The 11,875-nt window shown below is 73.0% G+C and carries 15 protein-coding genes and 1 riboswitch; of the genes, 6 read left to right on the top strand and 9 right to left on the bottom strand.

Features of this window, described 5'->3' with window-relative positions; genetic code table 11:
* Position 1: 1 nt before the first annotated feature.
* Positions 2–142, bottom strand: a riboswitch (cyclic di-AMP (ydaO/yuaA leader).
* Between the two features lie 592 nt (positions 143–734).
* Positions 735–1,085 (bottom strand): hypothetical protein, encoded by a 351-nt coding sequence (locus tag K304_RS0117520; protein WP_158687355.1) that lies wholly within the window; start codon positions 1,083–1,085, stop codon positions 735–737.
* Between the two features lie 578 nt (positions 1,086–1,663).
* On the opposite strand from K304_RS0117520, the gene K304_RS31745 reads away from it, so the two are divergent.
* The 4 genes from K304_RS31745 (at position 1,664) to K304_RS32975 (ending at position 6,139) form a co-directional block, all read left to right on the top strand.
* Positions 1,664–2,551, top strand: a complete 888-nt coding sequence (locus K304_RS31745) for a hypothetical protein (RefSeq protein WP_158687356.1) — start codon at positions 1,664–1,666, stop codon at positions 2,549–2,551.
* 117 nt (positions 2,552–2,668) lie between these two features.
* Positions 2,669–3,469, top strand: coding sequence for a class F sortase (locus K304_RS0117530; protein WP_078529282.1), 801 nt, complete (start codon positions 2,669–2,671; stop codon positions 3,467–3,469).
* Positions 3,470–3,583: 114 nt separating this feature from the next.
* Positions 3,584–4,915, top strand: a complete 1,332-nt coding sequence (locus K304_RS29600) for an RICIN domain-containing protein (protein ID WP_051308560.1) — start codon at positions 3,584–3,586, stop codon at positions 4,913–4,915.
* Between the two features lie 231 nt (positions 4,916–5,146).
* Positions 5,147–6,139: an SCO2400 family protein gene (locus tag K304_RS32975; RefSeq protein ID WP_106965617.1), complete on the top strand. Its 993-nt coding sequence runs from the start codon at positions 5,147–5,149 to the stop codon at positions 6,137–6,139.
* Between the two features lie 47 nt (positions 6,140–6,186).
* On the opposite strand, the gene K304_RS0117550 is transcribed toward K304_RS32975, so the two are convergent.
* Both K304_RS0117550 and K304_RS0117555 read right to left on the bottom strand, forming a co-directional pair.
* Positions 6,187–6,510 (bottom strand): hypothetical protein, encoded by a 324-nt coding sequence (locus K304_RS0117550; RefSeq protein WP_078529293.1) that lies wholly within the window; start codon positions 6,508–6,510, stop codon positions 6,187–6,189.
* Positions 6,507–6,716: a hypothetical protein gene (locus K304_RS0117555; RefSeq protein WP_158687357.1), complete on the bottom strand. Its 210-nt coding sequence runs from the start codon at positions 6,714–6,716 to the stop codon at positions 6,507–6,509. The genes K304_RS0117550 and K304_RS0117555 overlap by 4 nt, the downstream gene beginning before the upstream one ends.
* A 165-nt stretch (positions 6,717–6,881) precedes the next feature.
* On the opposite strand from K304_RS0117555, the gene K304_RS0117560 reads away from it, so the two are divergent.
* On the top strand, positions 6,882–7,112 hold the full coding sequence (locus tag K304_RS0117560) for a winged helix-turn-helix domain-containing protein (RefSeq protein ID WP_051308561.1): 231 nt from the start codon (positions 6,882–6,884) through the stop codon (positions 7,110–7,112).
* An 8-nt stretch (positions 7,113–7,120) separates the two neighbouring features.
* Here K304_RS0117560 and K304_RS0117565 read toward each other — a convergent pair whose 3' ends face one another.
* Positions 7,121–8,707, bottom strand: coding sequence for an FAD-binding oxidoreductase (locus K304_RS0117565; RefSeq protein WP_027764830.1), 1,587 nt, complete (start codon positions 8,705–8,707; stop codon positions 7,121–7,123).
* Between the two features lie 151 nt (positions 8,708–8,858).
* Here K304_RS0117565 and K304_RS0117570 point away from each other — a divergent pair, with 151 nt between their 5' ends.
* Positions 8,859–9,155 carry a DUF1905 domain-containing protein gene (locus tag K304_RS0117570; protein ID WP_037790848.1) on the top strand — a complete coding sequence of 99 codons (297 nt, stop codon included), beginning with the start codon at positions 8,859–8,861 and terminating at the stop codon, positions 9,153–9,155.
* Positions 9,156–9,215: 60 nt separating this feature from the next.
* On the opposite strand, the gene K304_RS34090 is transcribed toward K304_RS0117570, so the two are convergent.
* The 5 genes from K304_RS34090 to K304_RS29610 form a co-directional block, all read right to left on the bottom strand.
* The gene (locus K304_RS34090) at positions 9,216–9,413 is read right to left on the bottom strand and encodes a GNAT family N-acetyltransferase (RefSeq protein WP_486591705.1); all 198 of its coding nucleotides are present in this window, start codon (positions 9,411–9,413) and stop codon (positions 9,216–9,218) included.
* Between the two features lie 257 nt (positions 9,414–9,670).
* The gene (locus K304_RS0117580; protein WP_027764832.1) at positions 9,671–10,087 is read right to left on the bottom strand and encodes a PIN domain-containing protein; all 417 of its coding nucleotides are present in this window, start codon (positions 10,085–10,087) and stop codon (positions 9,671–9,673) included.
* 2 nt (positions 10,088–10,089) lie between these two features.
* Entirely contained in the window at positions 10,090–10,317 is a 228-nt protein-coding gene (locus K304_RS0117585; protein WP_486591706.1) for a type II toxin-antitoxin system VapB family antitoxin, read from the bottom strand.
* A gap of 139 nt (positions 10,318–10,456) precedes the next feature.
* Complete coding sequence (locus tag K304_RS0117590) at positions 10,457–10,885, bottom strand: PPOX class F420-dependent oxidoreductase (protein ID WP_027764834.1); 429 nt, start codon at positions 10,883–10,885, stop codon at positions 10,457–10,459.
* A 122-nt stretch (positions 10,886–11,007) separates the two neighbouring features.
* Positions 11,008–11,875, bottom strand: an 868-nt coding sequence (locus K304_RS29610; RefSeq protein WP_037790849.1) for a hypothetical protein, incomplete at its 5' end; no start/stop codon positions are given.

Below are 11,875 nucleotides of genomic sequence, written 5' to 3' on the forward strand. Positions count from 1 at the left end.
TCCTTTCCTTCCTTCTCGCCTACCGGGTTAGCTGACGGGTTCGGAGCAGGAAGGTCTCCTACAGCGGTCCTTGGGCGGGACCGCCGATTCACCCCTGAAAGGTGGTTCCCCGGCTCCCTCGGTGTGCCGGCGCGAGCGGTGAGACTCGCGTGACCCACGTGCGGGATTAGGCGACGGCGCACGGTGCCGCCTGGAGTGACGGCAGTGACGACCGCGCTGCGTTATCGAACGTTAATAGACCCGCAGCCGGGAAACCAAGCCGGGTCGCTGATTTTGCCTACGCTTTGGCAGGGACTTCCCGCCCACCGAGGAGCAATACGGACGCACCAACACGCCCCGTCAGCACGCCGGTTCCGTGGGTGATCACGAGTGGATCACGACGACCGGCACCGAATCTCCACCAACGGACCGTCAGCTCCTCCACCCCAACCTCCGTGACCGAACCGGCCTTCCGACCCGGAACCGACCCCGATCTCCTCCCCCTCAAGAGCACGGGGGTGGGCCGCGGCCGCGACGGACGTGAGGGGGCGTGGGCGGAGGGAGGGTCGATGCGCCCGGAAACACTTGCCCGTGATGTGTGGGCCGCGCAATACGAGTCGTGCCCACCGTTCGCCGAGAACGCGGCCCGTACATCATGGGTTTCCGGGTCGTCGGCCCGGACCGCAGCCCACGCCCCCGACCCGCACCCACACACACCAGCCACCGCCCCACGGCACCGAACCGCCCCGGATGCGTCAGAGAATCGCCACGCGCTCCCACGCGGGCTGACTCTCCTCCGCCTCCCCCGGATCGGCGGCCGCCGCCTCGGTCTCGCCGGCCACACCCTTCGCCGGTCGCGCCTCCGCTGCACGGCCGCCCGCGTCGTCGCCCCCGTCGCCGTAGCCGGAGACGCCCACGTAGGGCGCGACGCTCCGGTAGGGGGCGGCGGAGGTGCCGTACCCCTCCGTACCGGTGGCGTGCCGCTCCGCGGAGGAGCCGTACCGCTCAACCGAAGTGCCGTACAGGTCACCGCCGTTGCCGCCGTACAGGTCGCCCCCGTTGCCGCCGTACACCCCGCCGCCGTACGCGGCAGGACCGGGCGCCACCGGCGAAGGGGCCCCGTAGGACGGCCGCCCCTCCTCCGTGCGCCACCACCGCGCGCCGGTCTCCACTGGCTCGCTGCGGCCGTGACGGCCTCCCTGTCCCGGCACGGCGCGGCCTGCCAGGGACCACTCGCGTACGAGCGTCTCGTAGATGGGCGTGGGCGCGGAGGCATCCGCCGGGGGCGGAAGAGCCGGACGGGGAACCGTTTCTCCCGACCAGGGCACCGGCGACCACTGCGTGAGCATCACAGCCATGCCAGAGACAACGAGGCCCACCGGCCCGAAGTCACCCGCCCGGATCAGCCGTGTCACCCACAAGGGGGTACAGGCCCGGAGTTCACCCGTACACCCCCCTGGCCGCGCCCGCCGGGTCCCGCCGCCCGGGCACCGTTCCGTGCACCGTCCGCCGCATGGAGCAACGTCCGCGGGCACCACCGCCCACCTGCGCCGACGACGGGGCGCACCGTCCGGAGCGCGGAACCGGGGGGATGCGACTTGGCTCGGATGCGGACGCGTGGCGTCCCGGGAGTACGCCGGCGCAGCCGCGCGCCGCGCACCCCGCCATCGTCGGAGGTTCGTTCATGCGTGCGTTTTCCACGCCGCGCCGGCCGAGAGTCGCTCGGCGGCTCTCCGGCGCGGCGCTGTCCGTGGCCGTCGTCGGCATAACCGCAACGACCGTCACGACCGCCTTCGCCGCCGGCGACGACGGCGCCATCAGGGTCGACCCGGGCACGGCACGCCCGGGGGGCACGGTCACGTTGTCGACGGACGCCTGCGGGCCCGGCGGCAGCGCCGGGGTGGACGCCAGCGCACTGGGCGCCGGAATCCTCGGGCTGGAGCCGAAGGACGCGGAGGCCCGGACGGCGAAGGGCGAGCTGCGCGTCACGCGCGACACCAAGCCGGGCCGGTACGCGCTCGGCGGCTCCTGCACGGACGGGAGGGAACTCGCCGGCACGGTCGTGGTCGGTCCCGCGAAGCACGCGGCCGGGGACGCGGAGCACCCTGCCGGTGAGCGGCAGCCCGCGACGGGCAGTGCCGAGGCGAAGGCCGGCGACGAGTGGCCGGAGGGCGAGGACTGGAAGGAGTGGTCCGACGAGGGCGCTCCGGAGGACGGCGCTCCGAAGGATTCCGGTGCCGGGGACTCCTGGCCCGAGGGTGAGGGCTGGAAGGAGTGGCCGGGGGACGGCGGCGACCCGTTCGGCAAGAACGGCGACCACCGCGGCAAGGGGGACCACCACGGGGACGACTGGGGCAAGCACGGCAGGGACGGCAAGGACGGCCACGACGACCGGCAGGACTGGCGACACGACCGGCACGGGAAGATGCCGCACGGCCGCGTCCACACCGGCGTCGGCGGCGCCGGAGCGGGCGTGGACTCCGCCATGCTGACCGGCGGCTCGCTCGCCCTGGTGGCCGCAGCCGGCGGTGCGCTCTACCTGCGCCGGCGCCACCGCAGGCTGGACGGCTGACCCGGGCAGCCCTACAGCAGGCCGTTCCGGCGTACGGGTGCGGCCGTCGCCCCCGGCGACGCCCGCACCCGTAGCGCCGTCGACGCCCGTACCCGCACCCGCACGCGAGGAGGTCCGATGGCGGGTCCGACGGCGGCATCACGCCCGCGTCGCCGCGGTCGCGGCGTGGAGACGTGCGTCTCGACGCTCGTCGCCGCCTCCGCCTGTGCCGCCGTCTGGCTCTTCGAGCACGGCACCGGCGGGCAGGCCCCGCCGCAGCCGCCCGCCGAGGCGGGATTCGCCCGCGACGCCCCTCGCCCCCTCCCCGGACCCGAGACACCCGCCCCGACGCCGTCCGGCGCGCACACGAACGGCCCGGACACGAAACGCCAGGACACGAACGGCCGGGAGACCGGCGGCCGGGAGAGCCCTCGCCCCGAGCGCTCCCGATCCGGCCCGCGCGCCTCCGACCCGCTGCGCGTCCACATCCCGTCGATCGGCGTCTCCGCCCCGCTCACCCGCCTGGGCCTGCACGACGACGGGAGTCTGGAGGCGCCGCCTCCGCAGGACGAGAACCTCGCCGGGTGGTATGCGGACGGCACGCCGCCCGGCGCCGTGGGCACCGCGATCGTCGCGGGGCACGTCGACACCGCCGACGGCGCGGCCGTCTTCTACGGCCTGGGCGCGCTGCGCAAGGGCGCGGAGGTGGAGGTCGAGCGGCGGGACGGCTTCACCGCCGTCTTCACCATCGACGCCGTGGAGGTCTACGACGGGGCGCGCTTCCCGGACGCCGAGGTCTACGGCCCGTCCGCACGGCCGGAATTGCGGCTGATCACCTGCGGCGGGACGTTCGACGAGGAGGCCGGGGAGTACACCGGCAACGTCGTGGTCTTCGCGCACCTCACCGACGTCCGGCGGGCGGTCCACCAGAGCGAGTGAGAGCGCTCTCTTGACGCGGACATTCTCAGCCGCTTCACTCGTGGCGTCAGAGGTACGGACCAATCCCGCCCGTACAGGGCCGAGTTCGCTCCCCCAAGCGACGAGGTGACCGCGATGCCCCACAGACACCCCCACCACCCGCACCCCACCACCCGGCGACGCCGCCGCAGCGCCCTGCTGGCGGTCGGCCTGGCCGCCACCCTGGGCTGGACGGCCGCCGTGCCCGGCGCCGCCGCACCCGCCCCCGACCGCCCGGACCACACCGCCACCGCCCCGCAGGGACAGGCCGCGCAGGCCGACGCCCCCCGCGCGGTGCTGTTCGAGGACAACTTCGACGGACCCGCCGGCGCGGCCGTCGACGGGTCACGGTGGCACATCGAGACCGGCGACAACGTCAACAACCACGAACGCCAGTGGTACACGCCCGGCAACGACAACGCCGCCCTGGACGGCAACGGCAACCTGGTCATCACCGCCCGCAAGGAGAATCCGGGCAACTACCAATGCTGGTACGGGCGTTGCGAGTACACCTCGTCCCGCCTCAACACCTCGGGCAAGTTCACCACCACCTACGGCCACGTCGAGGCCCGGCTGAAGGTGCCGCGCGGCCAGGGCATGTGGCCGGCGTTCTGGATGCTCGGCAACGACATCGGCGACATCGGCTGGCCGGCCAGCGGCGAGATCGACGTCATGGAGAACGTCGGCTTCGAGCCCAGCACCGTGCACGGCACGCTCCACGGCCCCGGCTACTCCGGCTCGGGCGGCATCGGCGCCGCGTACACCCTGCCCGGCGGGCAGCAGTTCGCCGACGCCTTCCACACCTTCGCCGTGGACTGGTCGCCGAACCGCATCACCTGGTCCGTGGACGGCAACGTCTACCAGACCCGTACGCCCGCCGACCTCGGCGGCCGGGACTGGGTGTTCGACAAGCCGTTCTTCCTCATCCTCAACCTCGCCGTGGGCGGCTACTGGCCCGGCGACCCCGACGGCAGCACCGTCTTCCCGCAGCAGCTCGTCGTCGACTACGTCCGGGTGACCTCCGGCGAGGGCGGTGGTACGGGCCCTAGCGGACAGATCACCGGGCTCGCCGGGAAGTGCGTGGACGTCGCCAACGCCGGTACCGCCGACGGCACACCCGTGCAGCTCCACGACTGCAACGGCAACGCCGCGCAGCACTGGACCGTCGCCTCCGACGGCACGATCCGTGCACTCGGCAAGTGTCTGGACGTGGACTCCGGCGGCACCGCCGACGGCACGAGGGTCCAGCTGTGGACGTGCAACGGCAGCGCCGCGCAGCAATGGGTGGTGACCGGCGCGCGGGACATCGTCAACCCGCAGGCGGACAAGTGCCTGGACGTCACCGACAACAACTCCGCCAACGGCACCCGGCTCCAGATCTGGACGTGCGGAGGCACGGCGAACCAGAAGTGGAACGCACCCGCCTGACCCACCCGCCCCGGCCGTCGGACCGACCGCCGGCCGCCGATCCGGGTCGCGCCCCGGCAGGGACCTCCCCGGGCCCCGGGGCGCGACCCGTCCCCCTCTCCGCACCCGCACAGAGGGGGCACAACCGGGACCGATCACCAGTCGCCGTGAACACGTCAACGGATTCGGCACAGGACCCTCACAGAACCCCGGTTACGCGTCGCGGTGCCTCCGCATAACCTTCCGCACGCCATGGACTACTGCCCCACGTGCCGCAGGCACCTCAACGGCGCCCTGGCCTGTCCGGGATGCGGAGTCCCGGCCGGGTACCTCACCCCTGCACCAGGAACCCCGTACGACGGCCATCCCGCGCCCCACACACCGCACCCCGGCCCTGCTGCTCCCCGAGGCCACGCAGGCCCGCCGCAGCAGTACGGCCACCCCCAGCGCGGCGGCCCGGCCTCCACCGGACACCCCGGACACGGGCACCCCGGGCCAGGTCAGCACGGGCCGGGTCAGCACGGACAGGGGCACCACGGGCAGGGACATCCCCGGCCGGGCGGGCCCGGTCAATCGGCCTATCGCGCCCAGGCGTTCCACCAGGAGCCGCCGCAGGACCTCTACGCCCCTCCCCGGCACCGCCCGGAACGGGAGGAGCACGTCCCCTCCGCCGCCCCCGCCGAGGAACGCGCCGAAACGGAGGCGCGCGACGAGGAAACCCCCGCCCCGGGCGGCCGCAGCGCACGCCGCTCCCGCGGCCGGCGCGCCCGCAAGGGCCACGGCAAGCGCCTGGTGGTCCTCGCCGCCTGCCTGGGCACGGTGCTGCTGGGCCTGGCCGTCACCGAGGTCGGCAGCCCGTCGCTCCCCTGGAGTGAACCGACCGCCTCCAGCCCGGACCCGCAGGCCGTCGGCGCGAACGGCACCGAGACGCAGGAGCCCGCCGACGAGGCGTCCCCCGACCCCTCCGCGGCGAACGCCTCCCGCAGCCCCGACTCGGGCCCCTCGGCCTCCGCGAGCGCGGAGGAGAGCGACGAGCCGAAGGACGAGAAGGAGTCGAAGGAGCCGGAGGAGGAGCCGACAGAGGTGGTCGGCAGCGTCCAGCCGGAGCCGGGCGACCCCGCCCCCACGACGCCCGCGGAGCCGGAACCCGAGCCCACCCAGCCACAGCCGACCCCGCCGCAGGACGAGAACCCCGAACCCCCGGACGACGACTACGACGACTGCTGGTTCATCTTCTGCACCTGACCCGCCCTCCCCGGGCAGGCGAGGGGCCCAGGGGAGTTCAGGGGAGTTCAGGAGCCTCGCACCGGCAACTCCTCGATCCCCAGCCGCGCCCCGCGCGAGGCGACGATCCGCAGCAGGTCGTGCACGCACTCCGCCAGCCGCCGGGTCACGAACGCGTACTCGTCGCCGGTCATGCGGACCCGTTCGTCCGCGAGCATCTCGCGGGCATGGGCCAGCACGCGCCGCGCCGTGTCGATCTGGGTGTCCTCGATGCCGTCGGCGAGCAGCGAGAGCATGCCCTCGGGGTCGTCGGTCACCAGATAGGCGGGCTTGCCCTCCGGGGAGTCCCAGGGCAGCAACCGGCACACGGCCCGCCGGTGTTCGCCGGTCACCACGCCACTTCCCGCGCGTGGATGTCGCGGGTGTCGAGGTCGAGGCCGTAGTGCACGGCGAGCAGCAGCACGAGGCGGCGCTGCCGGGCGCCGACCCGTACACCACGCCGGGCGTGGCGCCCCCTGGGCCGCAGTTCCGCGATCCCCGGCCGGTGCCGTCCCGTGGGCGGATACACACGCGCCAACGCGCGCCGGATAGTCTTCATACGTCGTTCGCTCCTCAGCAGCGAAGGGCCACGCCCCGGGACCGCTTCCATCGGTCGCCGGGGTCCTTGCTGACTCTCACCATACCGAACTGTGCACACTGTGCACAGTTCGCACACTGTGCTAGCCAGTGCATGGGGTGCACAGTGCGCACGTAGATTCGAACGATGGAGTACGCCTACCGCCGCATCGCCACCGAACTCACCGCGCAGATCCGGAGCGGCAAGATTCCGCCCGGCGGGCGCCTGCCCAACGAGCGCGACCTCGCGGACGAGTACGGCGTGTCAGCCGGAACGGCGCGTCGAGCCGTCCGCGAGCTGCGCGAGCAAGGCTTGGTCGAAACCCTGCCCGCACTCGGTACCTACGTATCGGACCCGCTACCTCCTGTTGGCGCCTGATCCCCCGGCTAGGACCAGCCCACAAGGACGCCGGGGTTGAGGACGCCGTGCGGGTCGAGGGCGGACTTCGCGGCGCGCAGCGCCAGCGCGAACGGGTCCGGGCGCTGGCGGTCGTAGGCCGGGCGGTGGTCGCGGCCGACCGCGTGGTGGTGGGTCACGGTCGCCCGGTGGCGGGCCAGGACCTCCAGGGAGGCCGCCTTCACCTCGTCCCACATGGCGACCTCCGAGCCGCGCCGGCCCGCGGCGATCACCGTGAAGTACAGCGCCGGGCCGTCCGGATAGACGTGCGTGAAGCGGCAGTTGACCATGCCGGGCGCACCGGTGACCTTCTCCGCCGCCGCGCCCACCTCCGTGCGCACCGCGTCGTACAGCCCGGCCGCACGGTCCCAGGTGCAGGCGGTCTCGAAGGTCTCCGTCAGCGCGCTCATCCGGGCGAGTCCGTCACGCAGGTACGGCATGCGCAGGAAGGCGCTGCGCCAGGAGCCGACGGCGTCGTCCTCCGCCCGCGCCTCGTCGGCGGCGGGAGCGCCGCCGTGGTCCCGGGCCAGGGCGACGAGTTCGGCGAGCCGGCCGTCCACCGGGTGGTGCGCGGACTCCACGCCGAGTACCAGCACGCTCTCCCCGCCCTTCCCCGCGCCGGAGAGGGCCGCCTCTCCGGGGTCGAGCAAGCGGCAGTTGGCGGGGTGCAGTCCGGACTGCGCGACGGCGCGCACCGCCTCGCACGCGGCGGCGAACCCGGCGAACCGTACGGCGGTCGACGCCTTGTGGACGGGACGGTCCTGGAGCCGCATCCACGCCTCGGTGATGACGCCGAGGGTGCCCTCGGAGCCGAGGAACAGGCGGTCGGGGGACGGCCCGGCTCCCGAACCCGGCAGCCGCCACGACTCGTTCACCCCGACGGGGGTGAGCACGCGCATCGACTCGACGAAGTCGTCGATGCGCGTGTGCAGCGTGGCGTAGTGGCCACCGGCGCGGGTGGCGAGCCAGCCGCCGAGGGTGGAGTACTCGAAGCTCTGCGGGAAGTGCCGCAACGTCAGACCCGCGGGGCGCAGTTGCTCCTCCAGCGCCGGTCCGTACACGCCGGCCTGGACGCGGGCGGCGCGGGAGGCGCGGTCGATCTCCAGCACCCGGCCCAGCGCGGACAGGTCCAGCGACAGCACGCCCGTGTGGTCGCCGTCTCCCGGCCGGTACTCCGTGCCGCCGACCACCGAACTGCCTGCGCCGTACGGGACGACGGCGACGCGGTGCTCCCCCGCCCAGTCCAGCAGGTCGGCGATCTCCTGCTCGGTGCGCGGGTACGCCACCAGGTCGGGCGCGGCGGCGAGGTCGCCGTGCAGGGCGCGCACGACGTCGCGGTACGCCTTGCCGTAGGTGTGCCCGGCGCGGTCGGGCGGCGCATCGGTCACCGCGTGGGCGAGTGCGGGCGGCGGCGCGACGCGGGGCACCGGGAGGTCGAGGCCGGCCACGCGCGGCACCGGCAGGGGCGCGTCCGGCAGCCCCGGCAACTGCGCGCCCAGGGCGGTGCACTCCTCGTCGCTCAGGGCACGGTCGGCCCGTCCCCAACCCCACCACGAACGCTCCCGCACGTCTGTCATGCGTCGCCCTCCCCAGGTCCTACCCGACGGTAACCTCTGGGTGGGTGCCCTGCCCACGGGTCGTCGGCGATGACTTTCCGCAGCGCGGTCCGTCACCACGGAGGGGAGCGGCGCGCTCCCCGGGACGGACGGCGGACCGGAGGCGAGGACCATGACGAAGGAGACCGGCCGGGCGGGGACGCGCCTGGACACGCGGTTCACCGCGACGCTCCGCAAGAGCCCCGAGAAGGGCGGCTGGACCTACCTGGTGTGGCCGGAGTCGGCGGACTTCTTCGGCACCCGGGGCCTGGTGAAGGTGCGCGGCACGATCGACGGCCACCCCTTCCGCAGCTCCTTCATGGCGCTGGGCGACGGCCGCCACGAACTGCCCGTGAAGGCCGACCTCCGCCGCACACTCGGCAAGGACGAGGGCGACACCGTCACCGTGCACCTCCAGGAACGCCTGTAGCCCCCGTACGGGCGCGCACCGACATGCCCCGGGGCGCTCCCATGGCCGGGTCCGCCGGGTTCACCGAGCGAACGCGTACGAGGTGTAGTCGCCGGGAGCCCGGTAACCGAGGCGCCGGTAGAGGGCGTTGCTGGTGGAGTTGGCGAGGTCGGTGAAGAGCAGGACGTCGCGCGCGCCCGCGTCGAGCGCGGTCTGCGAGAGGGCCGCCGTGACGGCACCGCCGTAGCCCCGGCCGCGCTGCGCCTTCGACGTGTACACCGGTCCGAAGCGTGCCACCAGCCGAACACCGGCGGCCGGTCGCCGTACACGTCGATCCCGAGGGCGGCCAGCGTGCTGCTGACCGAGAGCGTCGTGGTGTTCACGTCCGGGCGGGCGCGCAGGAAGCCGCCCGCGTACGTACGGAAGCCGTCGAGGTCGTCCGAGAGTGTCCAGGCCATGACCCAGGCTCTCGCTCACCCAGCCGTCCCGCACCCGGTTTTCCCGGCAGCCGGCCGGCCGGTGGGCGGTAGGAACGCTCAGCGCGCGACGTGATGCACGTTGTGCTCGCGGAGGTCACTGAGCAGGCCGGAGGCAGCGGTGAAGTCCTTGTCGTCGTGAAGGACGACAAGGCCATGGTGAGCAGCCGTCGCGCACACCAACCAGTCGACCACGGAAAGGCTCTGGTGCCGACCTCGCTGAGCAAGCCGGTACTGGGAGGCGTCGACCCAGCTCCACGCGCTCTTGGGGACCGGAACGTTCGGGTACAGGTCCGCGAACATGTCCGTCATGGCGTCGTACTCGTCGAGGTTCCGCGCCGAACGCCGGAACTCCGTGCGCTGTGGAGGGCATGAGCCGATGGCACCGTCGTCGAGTTCGTGAGCCCACGACTCGTTGAGTTCACGATCACGCTGCAGGCGCCAAACCGCCGTCGAATCGACAAGGTAGCGGATCACCCTCAGGCCGCACCCTTCTCCGCCCTGTGCTGACGCTCGAAGCCTTCTTCGTCCCAGCCCTGGGCAGCACGGAAGTGTCGCAGGCGCGCCTCGGTGCGGCGGCGCCTCTCCGCATATTCGCGCAGCGCGAGGTTGACGGTGTCCTTCTTGGTCTTGGCCTGAGACAGACGCATCGCGTCCGCGAGGGCATCGTCATCGATGTCGATCTGCGTCGCGCTCAAGCTGATCACCCGTTTCCCATAGTGGCAGCATCGACTACATACAAAGGTAACACACACTCCATACATCGCGTGGGACGAGAGTCCGCGCAGACGAGACGTCGCATGGGAGTGCACTGCAGCCGCGACGGGGACCAGCCCGGCGCGGTGGTCAGTCCGCGATGGCGTCGAGGCCGATGGCGTGTTCGACGCGCATGCGGACCAGGAGTTCGCCGGGGACGCCGTTGCGCGCGCCGTACTCCTCAGCGCGGTCCTCGCCCATGTAGCGGGCGGCGATGCGCGTCGCCCAGGCGCGGACCTCGGGCAGGTCCTCGCTCAGCTCGGCGCGGCCGCGCAGCACCACCATGGAGTACGGCGGCCGCTCGTCGTCCACGCACAGCGACACCCGGCCCTCGCGGGCGAGGTTCCGGCCCTTCACCGTCTCCGCGCCGGTGTTGAAGACCACGTCGTCGCCGTCCAGCACGAACCACACCGGGGCGACGTGCGGGCTGCCGTCGGCGCGCACGGTCGCGAGCTTGCCGGTGCGCGTCCCCGCCGACACGAAGGCCCGCCACTCGTCCTCGGTCATCTTCTTCGCCATGCGCCCGATGATCGCACGCAACACCGACAAGCCCGGCGGAAAAGGGACCGGCCCCGTGGCACACGTCCACGGGGCCGGTCGTCACGCCGCACACGGGAGGGCGGCGAGCCGACGGGTGCGCGCTAGCAGGTGGGCACTCCCGGCAGCCAGGAGTCGGCCACATCGATGAAGATGTTCGAGACGTAGCCGCCGTAGTCCGGCAGGTAGGACCACGCGTCGTTGCTGTAGCCCTGGTAGTGCACCATCTGACCGCGCTTCTGGCACTGCACGTTGACCGTCGTCGGGCCGGGCAGGGACGCCACCGAAGCCGAGTTCGTCGTGGCCTGTTCCCGGATGTTGACGTCCGAGCCCCAGGTCGGGAACGGCTTGGTGTCCGCACCGCCGCCCCCCGTCCACAGGTAGGTGACGGTGACCCAGCCGTTGTCGTTCAGGCCGACGTTGTAGAAGGTGCCGTCGGCGAGGTCGATGCCCGCCGGGTTGGCGACCTGGCGGCCGAACTGGTCCGCCCCGCCGTTGTAGTCGTCCTGGTAGGCGGCCTGCGCCTCGGGCCTGCCCTGCGGCAGGTCCTTCCACATCTCCCGCACGGAGGACGGGTTCCAGTAGTCGTCCTTGGTGTTCCACGGGCCGACGTCCCACACCGGCGCCGTCTCGCAGCGCGCCGGGCCGCACACCCGCACCGAGTACTCGTGGCTGCCCTTCGGGGACAGACCCCGCCGCGAGGGCAGCGCCACGAAGTGGTCGTCGGGCTGGATGACATGACCGTTGGCCGTGGTGTGCCCCACCAGACCCTCACGGGTCGCGAACACCGTCGCGGAGAACGCCGCAGCCGCCCGCGGCCGCTCCTTCGCCCGCTCCGAGGCCGGCACCGCCTCCGCCGACAGCCGCAACCCCTCCACCACCGGACCGGCCGAGCCGTCCGCCATCCCGAACAGGGTCACCCGCGCCTGCACCGAGGACGCCGCACGCGGCAGCAGCGCCGGCGCACCGGCC

The organism is Streptomyces sp. CNS606, assembly GCF_000426325.1.